Source organism: Curtobacterium sp. MCLR17_040 (genome assembly GCF_003234735.1).
GTDB classification, from domain to species: domain Bacteria; phylum Actinomycetota; class Actinomycetes; order Actinomycetales; family Microbacteriaceae; genus Curtobacterium; species Curtobacterium flaccumfaciens.
In genome coordinates, this window is the sequence record NZ_QKTE01000003.1 from 207,024 (window position 1) to 228,316 (window position 21,293).

At 69.8% G+C, this 21,293-nt stretch carries 25 protein-coding genes; 10 read left to right on the forward strand and 15 right to left on the reverse strand.

From position 1 onward, the window contains the following. Positions 1-447: 447 nt before the first annotated feature. The 3 genes from DEJ01_RS04940 to DEJ01_RS04950 all read right to left on the reverse strand — a co-directional run bounded on the left by DEJ01_RS04940 (position 448) and on the right by DEJ01_RS04950 (position 2,681). Positions 448-1,011: a redoxin domain-containing protein gene (locus DEJ01_RS04940; RefSeq protein WP_258375643.1), complete on the reverse strand. Its 564-nt coding sequence runs from the start codon at positions 1,009-1,011 to the stop codon at positions 448-450. A gap of 85 nt (positions 1,012-1,096) precedes the next feature. Further along, positions 1,097-1,435 (reverse strand): ASCH domain-containing protein, encoded by a 339-nt coding sequence (locus tag DEJ01_RS04945; protein ID WP_111046568.1) that lies wholly within the window; start codon positions 1,433-1,435, stop codon positions 1,097-1,099. Between the two features lie 55 nt (positions 1,436-1,490). Then, positions 1,491-2,681 (reverse strand): FAD-dependent monooxygenase, encoded by a 1,191-nt coding sequence (locus DEJ01_RS04950; RefSeq protein ID WP_111092356.1) that lies wholly within the window; start codon positions 2,679-2,681, stop codon positions 1,491-1,493. Positions 2,682-2,736: 55 nt separating this feature from the next. Here DEJ01_RS04950 and DEJ01_RS04955 point away from each other — a divergent pair, with 55 nt between their 5' ends. Continuing rightward, a complete protein-coding gene (locus tag DEJ01_RS04955; protein WP_111023238.1) occupies positions 2,737-3,219 on the forward strand; it encodes a MarR family winged helix-turn-helix transcriptional regulator in 483 nt (160 codons plus the stop codon). A gap of 230 nt (positions 3,220-3,449) precedes the next feature. Here DEJ01_RS04955 and DEJ01_RS04960 read toward each other — a convergent pair whose 3' ends face one another. Next, on the reverse strand, positions 3,450-3,884 hold the full coding sequence (locus tag DEJ01_RS04960) for a helix-turn-helix domain-containing protein (RefSeq protein WP_309146904.1): 435 nt from the start codon (positions 3,882-3,884) through the stop codon (positions 3,450-3,452). A gap of 124 nt (positions 3,885-4,008) precedes the next feature. On the opposite strand from DEJ01_RS04960, the gene DEJ01_RS04965 reads away from it, so the two are divergent. After that, positions 4,009-4,662, forward strand: a complete 654-nt coding sequence (locus DEJ01_RS04965; RefSeq protein ID WP_111092357.1) for an FMN-dependent NADH-azoreductase — start codon at positions 4,009-4,011, stop codon at positions 4,660-4,662. A 9-nt stretch (positions 4,663-4,671) separates the two neighbouring features. Here the strand turns inward: DEJ01_RS04965 and DEJ01_RS04970 are convergent, their stop codons facing one another. Further along, entirely contained in the window at positions 4,672-5,382 is a 711-nt protein-coding gene (locus DEJ01_RS04970; protein WP_111092358.1) for an SDR family oxidoreductase, read from the reverse strand. Between the two features lie 56 nt (positions 5,383-5,438). On the opposite strand from DEJ01_RS04970, the gene DEJ01_RS04975 reads away from it, so the two are divergent. Continuing rightward, complete coding sequence (locus DEJ01_RS04975) at positions 5,439-5,834, forward strand: MerR family transcriptional regulator (RefSeq protein ID WP_111054308.1); 396 nt, start codon at positions 5,439-5,441, stop codon at positions 5,832-5,834. Between the two features lie 10 nt (positions 5,835-5,844). Here the strand turns inward: DEJ01_RS04975 and DEJ01_RS04980 are convergent, their stop codons facing one another. Together DEJ01_RS04980 and DEJ01_RS04985 are read right to left on the reverse strand one after the other, a co-directional pair. Continuing rightward, positions 5,845-6,222: a VOC family protein gene (locus tag DEJ01_RS04980; RefSeq protein WP_111092359.1), complete on the reverse strand. Its 378-nt coding sequence runs from the start codon at positions 6,220-6,222 to the stop codon at positions 5,845-5,847. A 112-nt stretch (positions 6,223-6,334) separates the two neighbouring features. After that, complete coding sequence (locus DEJ01_RS04985) at positions 6,335-7,030, reverse strand: YafY family protein (protein WP_111092409.1); 696 nt, start codon at positions 7,028-7,030, stop codon at positions 6,335-6,337. Between the two features lie 99 nt (positions 7,031-7,129). On the opposite strand from DEJ01_RS04985, the gene DEJ01_RS04990 reads away from it, so the two are divergent. After that, positions 7,130-7,693: a hypothetical protein gene (locus tag DEJ01_RS04990; RefSeq protein ID WP_111092360.1), complete on the forward strand. Its 564-nt coding sequence runs from the start codon at positions 7,130-7,132 to the stop codon at positions 7,691-7,693. Between the two features lie 239 nt (positions 7,694-7,932). After that, positions 7,933-9,003 (forward strand): magnesium and cobalt transport protein CorA, encoded by a 1,071-nt coding sequence (locus tag DEJ01_RS04995; RefSeq protein WP_111046560.1) that lies wholly within the window; start codon positions 7,933-7,935, stop codon positions 9,001-9,003. Positions 9,004-9,064: 61 nt separating this feature from the next. Here the strand turns inward: DEJ01_RS04995 and DEJ01_RS05000 are convergent, their stop codons facing one another. Then, positions 9,065-9,844 carry a hypothetical protein gene (locus DEJ01_RS05000; RefSeq protein WP_111092361.1) on the reverse strand — a complete coding sequence of 260 codons (780 nt, stop codon included), beginning with the start codon at positions 9,842-9,844 and terminating at the stop codon, positions 9,065-9,067. A 25-nt stretch (positions 9,845-9,869) separates the two neighbouring features. Further along, entirely contained in the window at positions 9,870-10,409 is a 540-nt protein-coding gene (locus DEJ01_RS05005) for an RNA polymerase sigma factor (protein WP_083389453.1), read from the reverse strand. A 318-nt stretch (positions 10,410-10,727) separates the two neighbouring features. On the opposite strand from DEJ01_RS05005, the gene DEJ01_RS05010 reads away from it, so the two are divergent. Continuing rightward, positions 10,728-11,540 carry a mannosyl-3-phosphoglycerate phosphatase gene (locus DEJ01_RS05010; RefSeq protein ID WP_111092410.1) on the forward strand — a complete coding sequence of 271 codons (813 nt, stop codon included), beginning with the start codon at positions 10,728-10,730 and terminating at the stop codon, positions 11,538-11,540. Beyond that, positions 11,537-12,751, forward strand: a complete 1,215-nt coding sequence (locus DEJ01_RS05015; protein ID WP_111092362.1) for a glycosyl transferase — start codon at positions 11,537-11,539, stop codon at positions 12,749-12,751. The genes DEJ01_RS05010 and DEJ01_RS05015 overlap by 4 nt, the downstream gene beginning before the upstream one ends. 406 nt (positions 12,752-13,157) lie before the next feature. Here DEJ01_RS05015 and DEJ01_RS05025 read toward each other — a convergent pair whose 3' ends face one another. The 3 genes from DEJ01_RS05025 to DEJ01_RS05035 form a co-directional block, all read right to left on the reverse strand. After that, positions 13,158-13,358, reverse strand: a complete 201-nt coding sequence (locus DEJ01_RS05025) for a hypothetical protein (RefSeq protein ID WP_111092363.1) — start codon at positions 13,356-13,358, stop codon at positions 13,158-13,160. 95 nt (positions 13,359-13,453) lie between these two features. After that, positions 13,454-14,503: an LLM class flavin-dependent oxidoreductase gene (locus DEJ01_RS05030; protein ID WP_111092364.1), complete on the reverse strand. Its 1,050-nt coding sequence runs from the start codon at positions 14,501-14,503 to the stop codon at positions 13,454-13,456. A 63-nt stretch (positions 14,504-14,566) separates the two neighbouring features. Continuing rightward, complete coding sequence (locus DEJ01_RS05035; protein ID WP_111092365.1) at positions 14,567-14,959, reverse strand: VOC family protein; 393 nt, start codon at positions 14,957-14,959, stop codon at positions 14,567-14,569. 70 nt (positions 14,960-15,029) lie between these two features. Here DEJ01_RS05035 and DEJ01_RS05040 point away from each other — a divergent pair, with 70 nt between their 5' ends. The 3 genes from DEJ01_RS05040 to DEJ01_RS05050 all read left to right on the forward strand — a co-directional run bounded on the left by DEJ01_RS05040 (position 15,030) and on the right by DEJ01_RS05050 (position 17,678). Continuing rightward, a complete protein-coding gene (locus DEJ01_RS05040) occupies positions 15,030-15,896 on the forward strand; it encodes an SMP-30/gluconolactonase/LRE family protein (protein WP_111046555.1) in 867 nt (288 codons plus the stop codon). Beyond that, positions 15,893-16,492, forward strand: a complete 600-nt coding sequence (locus DEJ01_RS05045) for a hypothetical protein (protein WP_146247556.1) — start codon at positions 15,893-15,895, stop codon at positions 16,490-16,492. The genes DEJ01_RS05040 and DEJ01_RS05045 overlap by 4 nt, the downstream gene beginning before the upstream one ends. 178 nt (positions 16,493-16,670) lie before the next feature. After that, a complete protein-coding gene (locus DEJ01_RS05050; protein ID WP_258375647.1) occupies positions 16,671-17,678 on the forward strand; it encodes an SPFH domain-containing protein in 1,008 nt (335 codons plus the stop codon). Positions 17,679-17,864: 186 nt separating this feature from the next. On the opposite strand, the gene DEJ01_RS05055 is transcribed toward DEJ01_RS05050, so the two are convergent. From DEJ01_RS05055 to DEJ01_RS05065, 3 genes are all read right to left on the reverse strand, one after another. After that, positions 17,865-19,133: a sugar ABC transporter permease gene (locus DEJ01_RS05055; RefSeq protein WP_111092369.1), complete on the reverse strand. Its 1,269-nt coding sequence runs from the start codon at positions 19,131-19,133 to the stop codon at positions 17,865-17,867. After that, positions 19,130-19,894 (reverse strand): ATP-binding cassette domain-containing protein, encoded by a 765-nt coding sequence (locus DEJ01_RS05060; protein ID WP_110864792.1) that lies wholly within the window; start codon positions 19,892-19,894, stop codon positions 19,130-19,132. The genes DEJ01_RS05055 and DEJ01_RS05060 overlap by 4 nt, the downstream gene beginning before the upstream one ends. A gap of 129 nt (positions 19,895-20,023) precedes the next feature. Then, positions 20,024-21,139: a sugar ABC transporter substrate-binding protein gene (locus DEJ01_RS05065; RefSeq protein WP_111030413.1), complete on the reverse strand. Its 1,116-nt coding sequence runs from the start codon at positions 21,137-21,139 to the stop codon at positions 20,024-20,026. Positions 21,140-21,293 lie beyond the last annotated feature (154 nt).

Here is a 21,293-nt window from a genome sequence, read left to right on the forward strand (position 1 = left end):
CGAAGGTGACGAAACGGTGTTCGCGCAAGCTCGCGAGTGAGGCCCGAAACCGGGCAGGGGTGAAGAGCATGGATGTGGTCCCGTGAAGTCGTCGCGCCGCCGTCGTACGACGGCGCGGGCAAGCAGAAGCACGCGAGCAAGACGCTCGCGTCGGGGAGGGGCCGACCGTCGTGGTCAGCTCAGTACTGCGTTGCCATAACTCCGGGAGGGATCGGCCGCGGTCCGACGAACTCGGGCGCAGGCTTCGTGGGGAACAGTCGACGAGGGGCACAGAACGGCATCGTTGCCACCCTTCGCCATCATCGGACCAGTTGAACGAACGCTAGCAGCGCTCAAGATGAGAGATCAACGTGCCGTCTCAATTGGTGCCCCCTCCACGGGACGCACCCCGCCGTCCGCGCTCGGCGCACTGACAGGCTCGTTGTTCAGGGCTCCGACGTCACGTCGTCACTTGTTGGCTTCGTCGATCAACGTCGTCAACACACTGCGATTGATCGGACCGAGGATGCGGGCGCTCACCCGGCCCTCCTTGTCGAGAATGATGGTTGCCGGCGTCGAGTTGGGGGCGTTCGTCCCGGAGAATGCGAGTTGCACGGCCGCGTCCTGGTCAACGGCGTTGCTGTACGAGACGTCGTGCTCCTTCACGAAGGCACGCGCGGTCGCTGCAGAGTCCCGGACATCGACGCCGAGGAACGACGCCTGCGCGTGCCGATCATCGCTGACGGCTTGGAGGTCCTTCGCCTCGACGCGGCAGGGTGCGCACGACGCGTACCAGAAGTTGAGGACGAGCGCCTTGCCACGGTACTGATCGGCACGGATGACCTTGCCGTCGAGGTCATGGGTCTCGAAAGTGACCCGTTCACCACGATCGTTCGCGGCGAACTCCGTGACAGCGCCGTCTCCCGAGATGTAGTTCTTCGTGTCGCCGTCGCGGTACTGCTTCGCGAGGCCGTCGCTGCCTCCCGTGCAGCCGGTGAGCGTCACGGCGACCGCGACGGCGACGCCGACCAACAGTGCAGGACCCCCGACTCGACGTTGCCTCATTGCGCCAGGGTACGCACGCTTGCGGCCACTCTGGCGTCCGTCAGCAGATGCCCTACAGAGATGGCCGAGTCATGAGTTCTGCCACTTCGACGACCGCGTCGTCCGGCATCTCGGGGTAGTAGTTCTCGCGGAGCTGTTCCCCGAAGCGCCGCATGTCCGTCCCCGGAGGCTGATGCGCCTGTTCCGCCGTGAGGGTGTCGAGCCGGTACCGGTGCACGGCGGTGATCGCGCCGGTCAACGGTTCGGCGGTCGGGTGATCGTCGAAGACGAACGTCGCCGCGCCGACCTGTACAGACTCGTTCCACCGCACGGTGGTGACCTTGTCGCCGCGGATGATCGCTTCGTGGTGCTTCTGATGGAAGTGGACGGTACCTGGGGCTGTGTCGGCCATGCTCCCAGCTTGCCGGACGTCGCGGAGTGAGTGCGTCCCCTGTCACGCTGAGGACTCAACGATCGAGGAGGACCGGCAACTCGCGATCAGTCTCGGCGACCTGGGTGAGCTTCATGGCGACTGGTCGGAGCGGCCGTGACATCAACACCTTGTTGAGGAGCCCGCGGAGCGCGAGCGCCAGTCGGGACTGCGGGTACGCCAGTGCCTTGAGTCCGCGAGGGAGGTCCTGCACATCGTCGACCAGCGGGCGCATCCACTTCTCGTACGCGGTCAGCGCTGCTTCCTGGTCCTGCGTCACGTCGGCGAGCTCCGCGGCAAGGACGTACCCGGCGGTGAGCGCGAGTGAGGCGCCGCCGCCCCCCATCGGTGTGACGCACCATCCGGCGTCACCGGCCATCACGACGTGGCCGCGGTGCCAGGTCCGCATCCGGATCTGCTGGAGCTGGTCGATGTAGACGTCCGGGGACGTGTCGAGCGCGTCCAGGACCCGTGGCGCCTCCCACCCGACTCCGTCGTACCTGCGCCGCACCGCCGCCAGTGTCTGCTCACGAGTCAGACACATGACGTCGTCCCCGGGAGAGTAGGCGAGGATCGCGCGGGTGGTGCCGTACGGGTCGGGTCGCAGGTGGACCTGGCGTCCGCGAACGGCGTTGTGCCACCGCCAACGGTCGTCATCGCTGTCGGTCCGCGGGATGGTCCCGAACACCATGGTGACGTCGAGGTCGCGCTGGTCGACGTCGTCCTCATCGAAGACCATGCCACGAGTCCGGGACCGCACACCCTCGGCGATGACGAACAGGTCCGCGCTCAGGCGCTGCCCCTTCGCGGTCGTCACGGTGACTCCCGCAGCGTCGTCGTCGACGTCCGACACGGTGTCCCCGTAGACGAAGGAGACGCCGGCCGGCAGGTTGTCGAGGATCGTCCGAGCGAGGTCGCCGCGCAGGATCTCGAGTTCCGCTGTCGCACCGCCGGCCCCGTCGGAGGGCAGTTCGGCGGTGACGGCCCCTCGCCCGTCGACGAGGACGGTGCCCGTCTCGGTGGTGTTCCGTGCCTTCACGGCGTCGAACAAGCCCATCTTGCGAAGCACGTCGCGCGCGACGCCTCGAACATCGACGTTCTGTCCGCCGTCACGGAAGGCAGCGGCGCGTTCGATGACGGTCACGTCCCATCCGGTCCGGCGGAGCCAGTATGCGGTCGACAGGCCAGCGATACTGGCTCCTGAGATGACAGCGGTGCGGTTTGCCATGGTGTTCCTCCGTCGTGAGCTTTAGAGTAAAGATACTACACAGTAAAGGAATCTGATGGACGACGTGTTCGAGACGGAGTGGGACGCACCCCAGGTCGAGGTGATGGAAGCGCTACAGACATGGGCCGTGGCGTTCGCGGAACTCAACCAGCTGATGTCCTCGTGGCTCGACCTGCCGACGACCGATGCGAACGCCCTGGGGCAGGTGCTCTGGGCGGACTCTTCTGGCGACCCGCTGTCGCCCGCACGACTCGGGCAGAGGATCGGTATGACCTCCGGATCCGTGACGGTCTTGCTGAACCGCCTGGAGGCGGCCGGACTGCTCGCTCGCAGCCGCGAGCACACCGACCGGCGCCGGGTGACGCTCCGTCCGACACCGGCGGCACGGGAACGTGCGCGGGCGTTCACGGAGAGGTCGACCGCCGAGATCGCTGCCGCCCTGCAACAGGTGCCTGCAGCGGAGCTGGAGCACCACGCCGCGTTCATCCGCCGCATGGTCGGTGCCGCGACGGACGCCGCGGACCGGCTCCGCAGGTAGCGCCCGTCGATTGCGGGGAGCGGCGTGGATCGGTCGGTCACTCATGGCCGGGGTCCTCGTCTGGGTGCTACCGCCCACGATCGTCCGGATCCGCCGCGCGCGCCGGTCCGTCGAGGAGCACCCGTCAGCGGACCCGGCATGGGAGCCGGAGCCCCTCGCCTCCTGAGCTCGGGTGCCAGCGCTGTTCTCTCCGCTCAGGACCCGACCGGGGGCTGGCGCCAGGGTCGTCGTCATCGATCTGGGGCGTCACCGTCTCCGTCGAAGACCTGCCGGTTGCCGGCGATCACCTGCTGGTGTTCCCGCACCCAGTCGGCGAGGGCGAGCGCCACGTACTGCAGCGACCGTCCGAGGTCGGTGAGCTCGTACTCGACGCGCGGCGGCACCTCGGCATGGACCGTCCGCGAGACGAGCCCGTCGCGCTCGAGTGCGCGCAGCGTCACGGTCAGCATCCGGCGTGAGATGCCGGGGATGACCTCGGAGAGCTCGGTGAACCGCCGCCGCTCGTCACCGAGCACGCCGATCACCAACAGCGTCCACTTGTCGCCCATCCGGGACAGCAGCGACCGGAAGAGTTCCGGGTCCTCGCTCGTGCACAGCTCGGCCATCGTGGGCATCGACTGGTGGAGTCGGGCCTGCAACTGGTCCAGCGCGGTCTGGTCCGTCATGGGGTCTCCCGTGGTTACTGCCGGGTAACAGGGGATCGTTTGCGGTAACGGGAACCCGGCGGGCAGGGTTACTCATCGTAACCGAGGCCCGGGTCGTCGACCCGGGAACGATCGAAGGAGTGTCATGACCCTGTTCCGCCTGGACGCCAGCATCCGCACCGAGGGCTCCACCAGCCGAGCACTCGGCGACATCGTCGAGAGCGAGTGGAGCGCCGTGCACGCGGGCTCCGAGGTGACCCGCCGTCACGTCGGCACCGACCCCGTGCCCGCCGACAGCTGGGCCGACGCCGTCGCCGCATCCGCGACGCCCGAGTCCGAGCGCACGGCGGCCCAGGTCGCCGCGGTCGCCCTGGCCGCCGAGCTGACCGACGAGCTCGCCGGTGCCGACGCCCTGCTGTTCGCCGTGCCGCTCTACAACTTCGGCGTCTCGCAGCACTTCAAGTCCTACGTCGACCTCGTGCTGACCGACCCACGCATGGCACCCGGCGCCGTGCCCGCGACCGCGGGCAAGCCGGCCGTCCTCGTCACGGTGCAGGGTGGCAACTACTCCGCCGGCATGCCCCGGGAGGGCTGGGACCACGCCACCGCCTGGATGCGCCGCATCCTCGAGGACGTCTGGCAGCTCGACCTCGACATGGTGACGCGCGAGTTCACGCTCGTCGGGGTGAACCCCGCCCTCGACCAGTTCACGGAGCTGGCCGACGAGCTGCGGGTCCGCGCCGAAGAGCAGGCGGCCCAGCATGGGCGCACGTTGGCGGCCGTGCCGAAGGCCGCCTGAAGACGGCTCCTACGACGCGAGCATCTGCGCCACCACCGCGTACAGCTCCCTGGGGTCCCCGGCGAGCATCTGCTTGATCAACGCGGCCTGCTCGTCCACCACGACCTCGTAGTCGTCGCGTTCGACCCCGTCCAGGGTCGCGCGCGCCACGTCGGCCGGGTCGGTCTTGGCCATCGAGATCCCCGCGGTCATGTCGGTGTCGGCCACTCCGAGGTGCACGGACATCACCGCGGTCCCTTGGCCGGCCAGTTCGTGCCGCAACGCGTTGCCCATGTTCCACAGGGCGGCCTTCGACACCGCGTAGGCGGAGGCTCCGGGCATGGCGAGCCACGAGGCACCCGAGGCGATGTTCACGATGCTCCCACCGCCGTTCGCCGCCAGGACGGGTGCGAACGCGCGGATCACGGACAGGGTGCCCCAGACGTTCGTGTCCATGTCGGCGTGCGCTGCGTCCAGATCGCCCAGCAGGGTCGCCGTGGTCGCGATCCCGGCGTTGTTGATCAGGAGATCGACGTCGGTCGCGACCGCGGCGGCCGCTGCGACCGACGCGGGGGAGGTGATGTCGAGGGCGAGGCGCTCGACGCCCTCGAGGTCGATCAGTTCAGGGCGTCGGGCGGTGGCGTAGACCTTTGCCCCGCGTGCGATCAGCTGTGCGGCGAGGTGGCGTCCGATACCGCGGTTCGTGCCGGTGACGAGGGCGGTGGCTCCAGAGAGGTTCATGCCCGCTACGGTAGAACCTGACGTCAACGTGAGAATCAAGCCCGAGGGACAGAACGATGCGGATCGGTGAACTCGCAGAACGGGCCGGCGTCAGCGTCCGGTCACTGCGGTACTACGAGGAGCAGGGGCTCCTCGAGTCGGAGCGGACCGCGGGCGGACACCGGGAGTACCGCGAGCCCGATGTCGCGCGGGTGCGCTTCATGCAGATGCTCTACGCGGCGGGCATGCCGAGTCGTCGGATCGTCGAGATCCTGCCCTTCCTCGACACCGGGGTCGCGACGCGGACGATGCTCGACCACTTCGACGAGGAGAGCGATCGCATCCGACGCCAGATCGAGGCCCTCGGCGCCACCCACGACCGGCTTACACGGCTCCGTGACATCGCTGCGGAGTCCGTTGCTGGGCGACCACCGGAGGAGTGCCGCTCGTCCGCGAACGCCGCCGCCGCCTGAGCCGCTCCGCCTAGTTGGCGGCGGCGGGCCTGCTGAACAGGTTGACGACGTTGCCGTCCGGGTCGCGGACCAGTGCGGAGCGGTTGCCCCACGGCATCGTGGTCGGCTCCAGGACGACGTCGTCGCTGCCGAGCTGCAGTCCAGCGAAGTCGCCGTCGACGTCGGCGACCTCGAACTCGATGAGCACGGAACGGTTCGTGGCCGGCGTCAGCGCGCCGCTGAGCATGGCGACCGTGGCGGTGCTGGCGATCGCGAGGGTCCCACCCGGGCCGGTGAACTGCGCGAAGACCGGTGCAGGGCGCTCGGCCGGCTGGCCGGTGACCCGCTCGTAGAAGGCGACCATGCCTTCGAGGTCGTCGGTGATGATGCGGACGGATGCGAACGACATGGGGTTCCTCACGGTGGTGCTGCTGACTCGGAGCGACCAGCTTCACCGGCCGCCGCGACACCGTCCTGTCGGTGTTTCCGGAAACCGACCGCGTTTCCGGGGACCGACCGCGCTAGTCGTCGAGGACCGGCCGGAGTCGTCCGTACTGGATCGCGAGGTCCTCGGACCGCAGGACGCGCTGCGCCGGCCGCTCGTCGGTGACCTCGACCGACAGCATCCGGTCGCCCCGGAACGCCCGCACCCCGTCGCGCACCCGGCACCAGGCGATCAGGTACCACTGACCGTCCTTCCCGATCGACCCCAGCGGTTCGACGTCGCGGACGGACTCCGCTCCGCCGGCATCCCGGTACCGGAGTCGCACGACCCGATCCGCGCGCAGGGCCGCCGCGAACTCTGCCGGGACCACCGTGTCCTCGTCGTCCTCCAGGAAGTGCACCCGCGAGGCCAGCGCGCTGGCTCGTGCGGCGTCGCCGGCGGGCATGACCGCGAGCGTTTTCCTGGCCGCGGTCTGCGCCGCGTGCCGGAACGGACTGCGCCCCAGCGAGCCGAGCCCGATCAGCACCGCGAGGGCCTCGTCCGGCGTGAAGCCCGCCGGGCCGAGCGTCGCGGACGCATCGATGACGTACCCGCCGGTCCGGCCGGGCTCCGCCCAGATGGGCACACCCGCCTGCTGCAACGCGGAGATGTCCCGTTCGATGGTCCGCACCGACACCTCGAACCGCTCCGCGAGACGACGAGCGCTCCGCGGCTGCGGGGCTCCGGCGCGCAACTCCTCCACGATGCCGTAGAGCCGATCGGTGCGATTCACCTCGCCATCTTCGCTGTCGTCCAGACGTTCCGTCAGATCCACGCCGTCTCGTCTGCCACGTGCTCGTGGGGCTCGCGTCCGTCGGCCTAGGCTGCGGGGGTGTCCGCAGCCCTGACCGTCGAACTCCTCCGGACGTTCGGTGTTGCTCTCGAACCCGGGTTGTCCGATCGGGAACTGGGCCGGGCCGAGCGTCGGTACGGCGTTCGGTTCGGCGCGGACCACCGAGCCCTGCTCTCCCTCGCGCTGCCGAGCGGGGACGGGTGGTTCGACTGGCGCGCGCGGAACGACGAGCGACTGCGGCGAGCGATCCGGTGGCCGGTCGAGGGTGCCCTGTTCGACGTCCGTCACGACGCCTTCTGGCCCGGGTCGTGGGGCGAGCGACCCGGCGACGAGTCGCAGCGTCTCGAGGTGGCTGAGCGACACCTGCGGCAGTGGCCGCAGCTGGTGCCGTTGTACTCGCACCGCTACCTGCCTGCCGCGCCGCTCGGCAGCGGGGCGCCGGTCTTCTCGGTGCACCAGACGGACGTCGTCATCTACGGCGATGATCTCGTCGACTACGTCAGGCGGGAGTTCCGGCCGGATGGTACCGAGTGGGAGACCAGCGTCGGGATGCACGACCTGGAGCCGTGGACGCTGCTCGCCTTCGGCGAGGACGTGCCCTGAACGCAACGAGCGGATCGGACTGCCGGCGGTCCTGAACGCGACGGCTGACGGACTGGAGGCACGGTGCCAGCTGGCACCGTGCCTCCAGTCCGTCCTGGGGTCGCGCCCAGGGCGTGTCAGGACTCCGACAGGAATCCGGCGCAAAGCGTGAGGGCTCCGTCAGGTAAGCGCGCCCGCCGTCGGCGGTCCGGCATGATCGGCGGGTTGCCCGCATGCACCACGGAACCAGGAGGACACCGGTGGCCCTCATCGACAACGGCATCTACGTCAACGGAACCCGAACGGAGTCGCCGCAGGACCTCAGCCTGACCTACGAGGCGCTCGACGCTGCCGGAAGCGGCGCGATGGCCTGGATCGGGCTGTTCCGACCGACGGCCGCCGAACTGGCCTCGGTCGCGGACGAGTTCGGGCTGCACCCGCTCGCGGTCGAGGACGCGCACAAGGGGCACCAGCGCGCGAAGCTCGAGCGCTACGGCGACACCTTGTTCGTGGTGCTGCGACCCGCCTGGTACGACGAGGACGAGGAGACCGTCGAGTTCGGTGAGGTGCACCTGTTCACCGGGCGCGACTTCGTCGTGACCGTTCGGCATGCGGAGCAGCCGAACCTCGCCGACGTGCGGAAACGACTCGAAGCCGATCCGGACGCCCTGGGGCGCGGATCCGAGGCGGTGCTCTGCGCGGTCCTCGACGAGGTCATCGACAGCTACGCCCCGGTCGTCGCCGGGCTGCAGGACGACATCGACGACATCGAGGACGACCTGTTCGACGGGGATGTCGACCCGGCGTCCTCGCGGCGGATCTACCAGCTGCTCAGCGAGGTCATCGGGTTCCAGCGCGCCATCGGCCCGCTGCCCGGGATGCTCAACGCGTTGCTGCGCGGTGCCGAGAAGTACGGCACGGACACCGAGGTGCAGAACCAGCTGCGGAACGTCCTCGACCACGCGATCCGTGTCACCGAGCGCGTGGACACGTTCCGGACGCTGCTCGAGAACGCGCTCACGCTGCACTCGACCCTGGTGACGCAGGAGCAGAACGACGCGATGCGCCGGATGACCAGCGCGAGCCTGGCACAGGGGGAGGAGAGCCGGCGGCTGGCGCGGGCGTCGATGGAGCAGGGCGAAGAGGTGAAGAAGATCTCGTCGTGGGCGGCGATCCTGTTCGCGCCCACGTTGGTCGCGTCGATCTACGGCATGAACTTCGAGCACATGCCCGAGCTGCGGTGGGTGTGGGGGTACCCCGCTGCGATCGTCGCGATGGTCCTGCTGGCGGTCGTGCTGTGGGCGGTGTTCAAGCGGCGGCACTGGCTCTGAGCGTGCGTGACGACGGACTGGAGGCGCGGTGCCAGCTGGCGCCGTGCCTCCAGTCCGTCGGTCAGTCCGTCCAGGTCTGCTGGACGAGCGCTTTCAGAAGGCCGTCGGTCGGGACGTTCGACTGCGTGATCGAGATCCAGGTGTCGCCGCGCACGAAGAACGTGTGCGTCGTCTCCACCCGGTCCGAGTAGTACATCGACGTCTCGGTGTGCTGGCACGAACGTCCACCGAGCGTGTCGGTGCAGGTCCAGTCCGTGTCGGCGACGACGCGGAGGCGGGCCTGCAGGACGTCACGATCTGCCGTGCCCATCTCGAGGAACAGCCCCTCGTCGCCCTCCGAGGTACCGCCCGGTGTCCAGGAACAGACCAGCTCCGCGTCCTCCTTGAACGGGATCTCGGGGTCGATGTAGTAGTCGGTCCTGCCGCCCGGTACCTGGGGGCGGAACTGGGTGATCTCCAGCGAACCGAACAAGCGCGGAGCATCGGCGGCCGGCACGGCATCGGTGCACGCCCCGGGGATCGTCGCCGTGGTGTCGGCCGGCGCCGGGGTCGGCGTGATGCGGGCCGCGGACGGTGACGGTGACCCGGTCGGTGCCGGTGTCGGCGGTGCAGAGGACGGCGCGGGTGCGGGTGCTGCGGCGAAGGGCGTCGGAACGAGTCCGAGCGCCACCGAACCGCTCGCGGTGCCGATGCCGAGCACGCCGATCAACGCCACGATGAGGCCGACGCGACGGCGTGCGGAGGCCGGGCGTGGCTTGTCGTGCATGCCCCTGACGACCTGCTGCCGCATGCCGGCGAGCATCCGCTGCATCTCGTCGCCACCGGGCGGCTCGTTGCTCATCGGGGACCCGTGGTCGGTTCGTCGTTCATCGTTCATCGTTCGTCACCGCCTTCTTGATCCGTGCACGGGACCGCCACACGCGCTGGGTGACGGCGCCGACGCTCATGCCGAGCAGGTCGGCGGCCTCGGCGTAGGAGCGGCCCTCGATGAGGCAGAGCTCGCACACCTGGCGATCGAGTGGTGCGAGCGCATCGATCTCGGCGCGGACCCACCGCAGCCGTTCGCGGGCGTCGTCGTCCGGCTCGGGCGCGGCGAGCTCGTCGGGCAGGTCGACACCCTCGTGTCGCCGCTGCTGTCGCCGCAGGTTCGCGGCGTGGTTCCGGCACACGACGAGCAGCCACGGCAGGAGTGACTCCCCGGGGACCTCCACGGTGTCGGCCTTCTGCCAGAGGGTCAGGAACGCGTCCTGCACGATCTCCTCGACGTCCATGCGCCGCGTGACCAGTGCCCACGTGTAGCGGGTCATGGTCTCGGCGTGACGGTCGAACAACGCGGTGACCGCACTGCGGTCGCCGCGCGCGGCTGCCGCCACGAGCGCGCTGTCCGGCTCGGCTGATCGGTTCATGTCCACCCCCTTCACTCCGCAGTGTGCACGAAGGGGACATCCTCACAGATCGGTCGCCACCGGGCGTGTCGCGACCGGGGCCGCCGCTCCGACCGGCACCGTCACCGATCGCGAGGGCACCCTGCCCTGGTGACCGCGCGGCGGTCCCCACGCCGTGACGGACTGGAGGCGCGGTGCCAGCTGGCACCGTGCCTCCCGTCCGTCCGCTGGTCGCGTCGCGCGACCGACGCCGGCTTGTTCACCCAACCGACGCATGCGCGTGGCAGGGTGGTCCGGGGCATCGTCGCCCGCAGCCCAGCCAGCCGCCAGCGGAGCACGATGCCAACACCCGACCTGATGATCGTCACGGACCTCGACGGGACGTTCCTCGACCACCACGACTACTCGTTCGACGCGGCCCTGCCGATGCTGGAACAGCTGCGGGCGGACGACGTCCCCGTGGTGTTCTGCAGCAGCAAGACGCGTGCCGAGATCACGGTGCTGCAGGCACGCACCGGGCTCGACGGACACGCGTTCGTGGCGGAGAACGGCGCGGTCGTGGTCGGACCGGCGGGCGAGGTGCTGGTCGGACCGCGCGACGGCGACCTCGAGCGGCTGCACGCGGAACTCGTCCGCGTCCGTCAGTCACTGGAGCTGCGCTTCGAGACCTTCGGCGGCGTGACCGACGCGGTCGTCGCCGCGTGGACCGGCCTCGACCTCGAGGCGGCCGGACGAGCGCAGCAGCGCGAGGCGTCCGAGGTCCTGCTCTGGCACGCCGAGGACGACGACCGGGCGGACGCGTTCCGCGCGGCGCTCGCCGCGGTCGGCCTCGACCTGGTGCGCGGCGGCCGGTTCTGGCACGTGCTGCCGGCCGGCCGCGACAAGGGCGCGGCCGTCCGGACGCTGATCGCCGACCACGAGCGTCGGACGGGGACGGTCCCGCGCACGATCGGACTCGGTGACGGCCCGAACGACACCGCGCTGCTCGACGCCGTCGACTTCGCCGTCGTGGTCCGCGGACACGGACCGGCCCCTGGACCGCTCGCCGACGACCGCCCCGAGCGCGTCCACCGCACGACCGCCCCCGGCCCGCAGGGCTGGACCGAGGGCCTCACCCGGTTCACCACCCCGTCCGTCAGGAGCCACCGATGAGCGACTTCCACCAGAACGGCGTCATCACGACGTTCCACGACCTCGGTCGCCGCAGCACCGCGAGCCTCGAGGAGGACCTGCGGGGCTTCGCCGAGAAGCGCCCGATGAGCCTGATCCTGCCGGCGCTGTACTCCGAGCTCGAGCGTCCGGCACTGTCGCGGATCGTCGACGAGCTGGCCGAGGCCGACTGGCTCAGCGAGATCGTGATCGGGCTCGACCGCGCCGACCGCTCGCAGTTCGAGCACGCCCGCGAGTTCTTCTCGCGGCTGCCGCAGCGGCACCGGATCCTGTGGAACGACGGGCCGCGACTGCGCGAGCTCGACGCGGAACTGGAGCGCGCGGGCCTGGCACCGGGGGAGCCCGGCAAGGGCCGGAACGTCTGGTACTGCACCGGGTACGCCCTGGCGTCGGAGCGGGCGGACTGCATCGCCCTGCACGACTGCGACATCACCACCTACGAGCGGGGCATGCTCGCGCGGCTGTTCTACCCGGTCGCGAACCCCGCGTTCGACTACGAGTTCTCGAAGGGCTACTACGCCCGCGTCGCCGACGGTCGGATCAACGGCCGCGCCGCACGGCTGCTCGTCGGGCCGCTGCTCCGCTCGCTCCGTCAGGTCTACGGGGAGTCCGAGTACCTGGAGTACCTCAGCAGCTTCCGGTACCCGCTGTCCGGCGAGTTCGCGATGCGTGCCCACGTGCTGAACGGCCTGAAGATCCCCGCCGACTGGGGACTCGAGATCGGCATGCTCTCCGAGGTCTACCGCGACTACGCGACCCGGCAGGTGTGTCAGGTGGAGATCGCCGACGCGTACGACCACAAGCACCAGCCCCTCGCCGAAGCCGACGGCACCGGCGGCCTCGCCCGGATGGGCAACGACATCGTCCAGTCGCTGCTCCGGAAGCTCGCGACCATGGGCGTCCCGCTCACGTCCGACTCGTTCCGGGTGCTCAAGGCGACGTACTACCGGAACGCGCTCGACATCGTCGAGGTCTATCGGCACGAGGCCGAGATGAGCGGGCTCGCGTTCGACCAGCACGCCGAGGAAGCCGCCGTGGAGCTCTTCACCAAGGCGATCCTCGACGCCGGCGGCGCCTTCACGGCGCGGCCGAACGACAAGCCGTTCATCCCGAGCTGGAGCCGGGTGCGCTCAGCGGTGCCGGACGTGCTCGACCGGCTGCGGGACGCGGTGGAGGCGGACCAGCAGGACTGACCGGTTCGCTCGACCGGGTGACGGCGTCGACGAAGCCGTCAGCGACCAGACCGGCGCAAGCCGTCGAGGGGGACCCACCCTGGCTGCGAGCGTTGCCACGATCGGAAACGGTCGATGCGCCCCTGCGCGGCTGCCACGGCAGGCCGAGCCCGCCGGATCACGCGGCTCCGCAAGACGAGGAAGCCCGAGCCCACGAGGACGAAGAAGCCCGCCAGAGCCAGCCCCGTAAATCGGATCGGACCGACTACCGACCAGCCGATCGAGGCGCCGCCGAGCGCACACAGCACACACCCCCAGAACAACAGTCGGCTCGCGGTGTGCCGGAAGGTCCGGACGAGCCGTTCATCGTGTTCGATCGTCGGCGTGCTGCCGGGCTCTGACTCTGCGAACCCCACCCGGAGCCGCATCATGAGCCCCAGATGACGTACGCGACGACCCCGAGGACGACGACACCGCCGATGGGAACGAAGAAGATCCAGTCGTTCCGGATCGGCGCGCTACCCGGTTCATGGTCTCGCTGGAACGGGGCGACCGGGTTGCCGCTGACCCCGGGGAGGAAGTCGGTCGAGTGCTGTCGGACCGGTTCTTCGGGACGCTGGTCGTGCATGTGACCCCCCAGAGTCGACGGGTGCTGATGACCCTCCCGTCGATCTTGCCCGACATCGGGTGCCTTGACCACCACCGGTGCAATCGGCCGACTCGTCATCCGTGCTGCGGGTCCCACCCGTCGGATCCCGGCGCCCAACCGAGTTCCGGACCGAGACGCTCAGCGATGTCCGTGATGATCTGCGCGTAGTCGTCGGGCTCGAACGAGAACGGGAGTGCGAAGGCGACCTCGGTGACCGCCTGGTAGCCAACGTCGGCACGGAGCCGGTCGGCGATCTCGGCGGACGTGCCCACCAGGTCGGCGGCGAAGAGCATCCCGGCAGGGCCCTGCGGCACGCCGACGCGACCCGAGCGGCTGTCGACGTAGGCGCGGTAGCGGGCCGCTTGCTCGGCCGTCGCGGTGTCGGTCGGGATGACGACCAGGCCCTGCGAGACGCGGGCGGCAGCGGGGTCGGGGTGGACGTCGAGGTAGGCGTCGATCTGGGCGCGCTGGTTCGTGGCGAAGTCCGTGCCGTTCTCACTGCGGGTGACGCTCGAGGTGAGCAGGTGGAAGCCGTTCTTGCCCGCCCACACGGCCGACTTCGTGCTGCCCGTGCCGTACCAGATCCGGTCGGCCAGGCCGGCGCTGTGCGGCTGGACGGTGCTCGCGAACTCCTCGATGCCGCGGCGTTCGACGGTCTCGGTGGCCGTCACCGGGTCACCGCGCACCAGGTCACGGAAGCGCAGGAGCCGGTCGTTGCCGAGGTCCTCGTGCTCCAGGGTGTCGGGGTAGATCGCGTCGCGGTACAGGTCGAAGTTCATCGGCGTGCCGACGGAGAACCCGGGGTTCAGGCGGCCGCCGAGCAGGACGTCGACCGTGCTGAGGTCCTCCGCGAGGCGGAACGGGTTCTCCGCGCCGATCGGGGTGACCGCGGTGCCGAGGTCGATGCGCGAGGTGCGCTGCGAGGCGGCCGCCATCACCGCGACGGGGGAGGAGATGCCGTGCTGCAGGTGCCGGTGGCGCAGCCAGGCGCTGTCGAAGCCCAGGGTCTCGGCGCGCTCGATCACGCGCAGGGTGTCCTCGTGGCCCTCGGACGGTCGGGCGGGGTCGAACGACCCGATCGTCAGGAAGCCGAGCCGGTGCAGGGGAGTTCCGTCGAGGGGCATGGGTCGATCGTGCCAGATGCGTCGTCCGTTGCGGCTGTCGATGACCGTCGTGCAGCCGCCGGGTCAGTCGCCGCTCTCCTTGATCAGCGCTTCGACGTTGTTGCCGTCCGGGTCGGACACGAACGAGGTGTACGCGCCGTACTCCGGCCAGTAGCGCGGCTCGTGCCGTGACACCCCGCCGGCGGCGACGGCTTCGCGGTGGAAGGCGTCGACCTCGCTCCGCGATCCCGCCTCGAACGCCAGGTGGAGTCCGCGGGTCGTCGCCTCGGGGGTCCGGGCGGTCTCGAGCGAGACGCTCGGGGTGTCGTCCCCGTGCTGCCAGAACTCGGCGACGGAGTCGGTGCGGTAGCCCGCTCCGATGCCGAGGGGCGCGAGGGCTGCGGTGTAGAACGCGTCGCTCGCGGCGAAGTCGCTGGCGAAGACGCCCAGGTGGTGGATGAGGTGACGACCCGGCATGGGACGACCCTAGGCCGCCGTCACGGCATCCGTCCGGGCAGTGTCCCGGTGCCGCTGGCAGGGTGGATCCGTGCACATCACCCTGGATTCTGCAACCGACATCGTCATCTCCGGCATCCGCTTCCCGGAGGGCAACCGCTGGCACGACGGACGGCTCTGGTACTCGGACATGCACACGGGCCAGGTCTTCTCGGTCGACCCGTCCTCGACCGACGGCCCCCGGCTCGAGGCCACCGTCGACGGGCAGTCGTCGGGGCTCGGGTGGCTCGCCGACGGGCGGCTCATCATCAGCTCGATGGAGTCCCGCACGGTCGTCGCCGTCGACCCGGACGGCAGCACCTCGGTGTTCGCCGACCTGTCCACGATCGAGTCGTCGCTCGTGAACGACCTGGTCGTCGACGCCCAGACCGGGCGGACCTACATCGGTGCCTTCGGCTACGACCTGTACGCGGGCGAGGAACTGCGCCCCGGCCCGCTCTACGTGATCGGCACCGACGGCTCCGTCCGCCTCGCCGCCGAGGGCCTGGTGTTCCCGAACAGCGCCAACATCCTGCCCGGCACCCGGACCCTGGTGGTCAGCGAGACGTGGGGCGGCCGGCTCACCGCCTTCGACATCGAGGACGACGGTTCGCTGACCGGGCGGCGCGAGTGGGCAGCCCTGCCCGGCGGCGTGACCCCGGACGGCAGCACCGTCGACCGTGACGGCGCGATCTGGGTCTGCTCGGTCGACACGGGGGAGTTCCTGCGGGTCGTCGAGGGTGGCGAGGTGACGGACCGCATCGACGCACCCGGGGACTGCGCGATCGACTGTGCGCTCGGTGGCGAGGACGGTCGCACCCTCTACCTGGCGACCGCCGACAGCTACGACCCGGCCGTGACGGCGACGACGCGCGCCGGTCGGATCAGCTCGGTGCGGGTCGAGGTGCCCGGGTGGTGAACCCGAGCGACCTCGCCGAGGCGACGCGTCGTGCCGAGTACCTGGTCGAGCACGGGCCGACGGTGGTCGTCATGTCGCAGCAGGCGGGGTTCGCCGGCATGTCGATCCTGTGGGCGTTCATCAGCGTTCCCTCCGTGCTCCGCACCGACTCGGTGATCTGGTTCCTGTTCGCCCTGGCCGGAGCGGTCGTGAACGTGACCGCATGGGTCCGTGCTCGACGCCACCGCAGGCTGCTGCCGTACCTCGTCGAGACGCCGCAACAGCCGCTCGGCGCGCTCACGCCGGCGGACCGCAAGTCCGTGACCCGACAGGTCAGCGGACGGGCACCGGTGCCGCCCGAGGCCGTGCCGCTGGTGCGGGCGATGCTCGCGTGGCAGCGACGCTCCACCCGGACCTCGGCCCCGGCCCTGATCGGCACCGGGCTGAGCCTGTTGGGACTCGGCGGCGCCTCGGCCACGACGTTCGGTTGGGGTTGGGCGTTCCTGGTGTTCATCGCCGTCGTCGTGGTGTTCGTCACGGTCGCGACGGTGATCGGCGTACGTCGAAGCCGCCGAGTCCTGGCCGAGCTCGATCGGGTAGGGGCGCCCGTCTCCTGAGCCGGCAGGGCCTCACTCGGTGCGAGGTTGTACGCCTGGTGCGAGGCGGCAGGGTCGCACCAGGCGGACAACCTCGCACCAGGCGACACACACACCGCCCGCCACCACGCGCACCCGCGTCGCCCGCACCCCTCCGGGTACGGCAGACTCAACGAACAAGCATCCAGGAGTGATCGTCATGTTCGTCGCCGCCATCGTCTTCCTCGTCATCGCGCTCGTCGCGCTCTTCTTCCGAACACGCACCTACTCCACCCCCGCACGACCGGCCACGCCCGGTCGCGAGGCACGTCCCGCCATCCCGACCCGCCGCCCGAACCTCATCGCGACGTGGACAGCAGCAGCCGCCGGCGTCCTGTTCGTCGGGCTCACGCTCGGCAGCACCCTGTACGCGCAGGACACGGGCGAGTCGAAGGTCCAGGTGGACATCTCCGGCAACATCGTCGGGCAGACCACGGACTCCGGGTTCCACTTCAAGGCACCGTGGGCCACGCTCCACACGTTCAACATCCGGAACCAGACCGTCACCTACATCAACGCGGTGAACGGCTCCGACTCGGACAACAACGGCAACGTCCGCTCCGGCCCGTACGTCACGGTGCAGGACCAGGACGGCGTCTCGTCGAACGTCAGCCTGAACCTGCAGTACAGCATCGACGCGAAGTCGGTCACCGACATCTACCGGTCGTACAAGACCGAGGAGAACTTCAAGACGCAGTTCATCGGCAACTCGGTGCGCAGCGTCGTCCGCCAGGTGCCGAACGACTTCACCACCATCGAGCTCATCACCAAGCGCGGCACCGTCGAGAAGGCGATGATCCAGGCGCTCGAGACGCGCTGGAAGGGCTCGGGCGTGCACGTCGACAACTTCGCGCTGCAGGAGATCACCCCGCCGAAGTCGGTCATCGACGCGTACGCCACCGCGCAGCAGGCGCAGATCCAGGTCACGAAGGAGCGCGCGCTCCTGGACGCCAAGAAGGTGCAGGCGCAGCAGCAGGTCGCCGAGGCGCAGGGTCAGGCCGACGCCAACGAGGTCCTCAACGAGCACCCGCTCTCCGACGCGGCCCTCAAGCAGCGCGAGATCGAGGCGCTCAAGAGCGCCGGCGACAACGGCTCGCTGATCGTCGTGCCGCAGGGCACCGACAACATCCTCAGCCTGCCCGGCACCTCGGGTTCGAAGAGCAAGTAGCGCGCCGAGACGCCGCCCAGTCGCCGAGACGCCTCCGTTTTCAGAGGCGTCTCGCGCACGGGGCGGCGTCGCGGGAACACGACGGCGTCTTCCGGATCCGAGACGCGCGCCGAGACGGACGGGAGGCACGGTGCCAGCTGGCACCGTGCCTCCAGTCAGTCCGCGTGGCGGGGTCCAGGGCCCCGCTCAGGCCGCGCCGTGACTGGCGCGGCTGCGCCGCGAGAGCGAGTCGATGATGACGGCCAGCAGCAGGACCGCGCCGGTGATCATGTAGCGGATCGACGAGTCGAGGCTCAGCAGGGTGAGCCCGTTCGAGATCGACTGGATCACGATGATGCCGAGCAGTGCCGACCAGGCGCTGCCACGGCCACCGAACAGGCTGGTCCCGCCGATGACGGCTGCGGCGATCGCGTTGAGGTTCGTGTCCCCGGCACCGGAGGACAGGCTCGCCGAGTTGAGGCGGGCTGCGGCGAGGATGCCGCCGACGGTGGCGAAGAGCGAGGTCAGCATGAACACCGAGATGTAGATGCGGTTCACCCGGATGCCGGAGCGCCGTGCAGCCTCGACGTTGCCGCCGACCGCGAAGACCGAGCGGCCCCAACGGGTGCGCTTCAGCACGAAGTTCATCAGCACGACCAGCACGATGAAGAACACGAACGAGGTGCCGGTGCCGAAGTCGCGCGACAGGTACCAGACCATGAGCGCGAGGCCGAGGAACAGGGCGACGGCCTTCACGATGGTCAGCGACATCGCGCCGGTCGACAGCCCGGCACGGCGGCGGCGGGCAGCGCGTCGGACCTCGGTGAAGAAGAGTCCTCCGGCGGCCAGGACGGCGAGCAGGTAGGCGAGCCACGGCGGCAGGTACGAGGCCGAGGCGAACTGCACGATCGGGGAGTCGTACGGCAGGTTGATCGAGCCGTTCGGGCCGAGGATGAGCAGCTGCAGCCCGAGGAACCCGAGCAGACCGGCGAGCGTGATGACGAAGCTCGGCACCCCGAAGCGGGTGAACAGCAGGCCGTAGAGCAGACCGGCGGCGGCACCGACGGCCAGGGCGACGGTGAGCACGAGCCACAGCGGCCAGCCGAGCGTCGTGAGGCCCTGACCGAGGATCGCGGCGGAGAGCCCGCTGACGCTGCCGACGGACAGGTCGATCTCTCCGAGCAGCAGCACGAGGACGATGCCGATCGCGATGGTGCCGACCGCGGCGCACTGCAGGGCGAGGTTGACCAGATTGCCCGAGGACAGGAAGTCGGGGGAGAGCGCCTGGAACACCGCCCAGATGACGATGAGCCCGACGACCACCGGCAGCGAACCGATGTCACCGCCGCGCACCCGGCGGACGAACGCCTTCGCCGCGCCGCCGATCCCCTGGTCGCGCAGGAGCCGCTCGTCCTGCAGGTCCGCGGCCGAAGGAGTCGGGGTCGCTGCGGTGAGGGTCTCGTCGGTCTTGCTCATGCGCTGGTCTCCTGCTCGGTGCGGGCGGCGGCGCGACGGGTGACGGCGTTGTCGGTGGCGCCGGTGATGGCCGCGATGATCTCCTCGTAGGAGACGTCGTCGATGCGGAACGTGCCGTTGTTGCGCCCGAGACGCAGGACCGCGACCCGGTCGGCGACGGCCTGCACGTCCGCGAGGTTGTGGCTGATGAGGACGACGCCGAGTCCGCGCTCGCGCAGGCGTTCGACGAGGTTCAGGACCTCGGCGGTCTGTGCGACGCCGAGTGCTGCGGTGGGCTCGTCGAGGACGACCACCTGCGGGTCGCCGATCAACGAGCGGGCGATCGCCACGGTCTGCCGCTGCCCACCGGACAGCGACGCGATCGGGATGCGCACCGAGGGGATCCGGGCGGCGAGCTGCTGGAGGAGCTCCCACGAGCGGCGCTCCATCTCCTCTTCGTCGAGGAACGGGTGCGCGATCTCGCGCCCGAGGAACAGGTTCGAGACCACGTCGAGGTTGTCGGCGAGGGCGAGGTCCTGGAACACCGTGGCGATGCCGAGGGTCTGGGCCGCCGCGGGGTTCGGGACGCTGACCTCGTCGCCGCCGAAGGTGATCGTGCCACCGTCCGGCGTGTAGACCCCGGCGAGGATCTTCACGAACGTCGACTTGCCGGCGCCGTTGTCGCCGACGATGGCGACCACCTCGCCCGGGTAGACGTCGAAGTCGATGTCGCTGAGGGCCTGGACGGCGCCGAACCGCTTGGTGATCCCGCGCAGGGACATCACCGGGTCGGCGGAGGGGTGTGCTGCTGGTGACGCGTTGCTCACGGGTGTCGTGCTCACGGGTGTCGTCCTCGATCGGTGAGGCCCGCCCGGTCCGCAGTCGGACCGGGCGGGCAGAGGGGGTCGGACCTACTTGATGCCGGCGCTGTCGCAGGCCGACTTGTACTGCGCGGTGCAGATCTTCGACACCTCGTACAGGCCGTCCTTGACCACCGTCGACTGGACGTTGTCCGTGGTGACGGCGACCGGGTCGAGCAGCGTCGACTGGACGCTGGCGCCCCCGGCGGTGTCGACGGTGGTGTCGCCCTTCGGGGTCTCACCCTTCGCGAACTGGATCGCCAGGTCGGCAGCCTTCGACGCCTCGGGCTTGAAGGCCTTGTAGACCGTCATGTACTGCTCACCGGCGAGGATCCGCTGGATCCCCGCGAGCGAGGCGTCCTGCCCGGTGACGGGCGGGAGCTCGGTGACACCCGCCGACTTCAGGGCCGCGATGACGCCGCCGCCGGTGTCGTCGTTCGCCGCGTAGACGCCGGTGATCTTGTCCTTGCCGAGCTTGCTGATCTGGCCGGCTGCCCAGTCCTGCGCCTTGGCGGGGTCCCATCCGGGGGTGTCGTACTCGGCGAGCACCTCGTAGCCGCTGTCGTCGATGACCGAGTGGGCGCCCTTCTTGAACTGCGAGGCGTTGTTGTCGGTGGGGGAGCCGTTCACCATGATGATGCCCGAGCCCTCCGGGACCTTCTTCGCCTTGAGGGCGTCGACGAGTGCCTGGCCCTGCAGCTCACCGACCTTCTCGTTGTCGAACGAGATGTAGTAGCTCAGGTCGGGGCTGTTGATGAGCCGGTCGTAGGAGATCACCGGCACCTTCTTGGCCTTCGCCTGCTGGACGATGGACGCTGCGGCCTCGCCGTCGAACGGGTCGAGGACCAGGACCTTGACGCCCTGCGTGAGCATCGACTGGGCCTGCTGCAGCTGCTTCGACGCGTCGCCGTCGGCGTTCGCGTAGATGACCGAGCAGCCGCTGCACTGCTTCTTCACCTCGGCGGTGAAGAGCGGACGGTCGGCGCTGGCGTAGCGGGCGGTGACGGAGTCGGGCAGGAGCAGGCCGATCTTGGCCTTCGACGCGTCGCCGCCGCCTCCGCCGGAACCGGTCCCGGCGTCTGCGCCGTTGGAACAGCCCGCCAGGGTGGTGATCGCGAGCAGCAGGGCGCTGACGCCCAGCATCGCTCGTGTGGTGGATTTCTTCATTGAAACGTCCTCCAACAGTGGACCGCCCCCATCGGCGGTGCCCTGAGTGTGACAGCGAGCGTTCTTGGCTGCAAGAGTTGAACGCAAGGACCGCGCGCCGTGACGAAAACGTTATCCGGAGGGCGCGGAGCGGCACGGCCGGCGCAGCGCGGAG

Coding starts and splice junctions, on each gene's coding strand:
- DEJ01_RS04945 (WP_111046568.1), bottom strand. CDS start 1,435: ATGGCCGACACAGCCCCAGGTACCGTCCACTTCCATCAGAAGCACCAC.
- DEJ01_RS04950 (WP_111092356.1), bottom strand. CDS start 2,681: ATGGCAAACCGCACCGCTGTCATCTCAGGAGCCAGTATCGCTGGCCTG.
- DEJ01_RS04955 (WP_111023238.1), top strand. CDS start 2,737: ATGGACGACGTGTTCGAGACGGAGTGGGACGCACCCCAGGTCGAGGTG.
- DEJ01_RS04960 (WP_309146904.1), bottom strand. CDS start 3,884: ATGACGGACCAGACCGCGCTGGACCAGTTGCAGGCCCGACTCCACCAG.
- DEJ01_RS04965 (WP_111092357.1), top strand. CDS start 4,009: ATGACCCTGTTCCGCCTGGACGCCAGCATCCGCACCGAGGGCTCCACC.
- DEJ01_RS04970 (WP_111092358.1), bottom strand. CDS start 5,382: ATGAACCTCTCTGGAGCCACCGCCCTCGTCACCGGCACGAACCGCGGT.
- DEJ01_RS04975 (WP_111054308.1), top strand. CDS start 5,439: ATGCGGATCGGTGAACTCGCAGAACGGGCCGGCGTCAGCGTCCGGTCA.
- DEJ01_RS04980 (WP_111092359.1), bottom strand. CDS start 6,222: ATGTCGTTCGCATCCGTCCGCATCATCACCGACGACCTCGAAGGCATG.
- DEJ01_RS05000 (WP_111092361.1), bottom strand. CDS start 9,844: ATGAGCAACGAGCCGCCCGGTGGCGACGAGATGCAGCGGATGCTCGCC.
- DEJ01_RS05005 (WP_083389453.1), bottom strand. CDS start 10,409: ATGAACCGATCAGCCGAGCCGGACAGCGCGCTCGTGGCGGCAGCCGCG.
- DEJ01_RS05010 (WP_111092410.1), top strand. CDS start 10,728: ATGCCAACACCCGACCTGATGATCGTCACGGACCTCGACGGGACGTTC.
- DEJ01_RS05015 (WP_111092362.1), top strand. CDS start 11,537: ATGAGCGACTTCCACCAGAACGGCGTCATCACGACGTTCCACGACCTC.
- DEJ01_RS05025 (WP_111092363.1), bottom strand. CDS start 13,358: ATGCACGACCAGCGTCCCGAAGAACCGGTCCGACAGCACTCGACCGAC.
- DEJ01_RS05030 (WP_111092364.1), bottom strand. CDS start 14,503: ATGCCCCTCGACGGAACTCCCCTGCACCGGCTCGGCTTCCTGACGATC.
- DEJ01_RS05035 (WP_111092365.1), bottom strand. CDS start 14,959: ATGCCGGGTCGTCACCTCATCCACCACCTGGGCGTCTTCGCCAGCGAC.
- DEJ01_RS05050 (WP_258375647.1), top strand. CDS start 16,671: ATGTTCGTCGCCGCCATCGTCTTCCTCGTCATCGCGCTCGTCGCGCTC.
- DEJ01_RS05055 (WP_111092369.1), bottom strand. CDS start 19,133: ATGAGCAAGACCGACGAGACCCTCACCGCAGCGACCCCGACTCCTTCG.
- DEJ01_RS05060 (WP_110864792.1), bottom strand. CDS start 19,894: ATGTCCCTGCGCGGGATCACCAAGCGGTTCGGCGCCGTCCAGGCCCTC.
- DEJ01_RS05065 (WP_111030413.1), bottom strand. CDS start 21,139: ATGAAGAAATCCACCACACGAGCGATGCTGGGCGTCAGCGCCCTGCTG.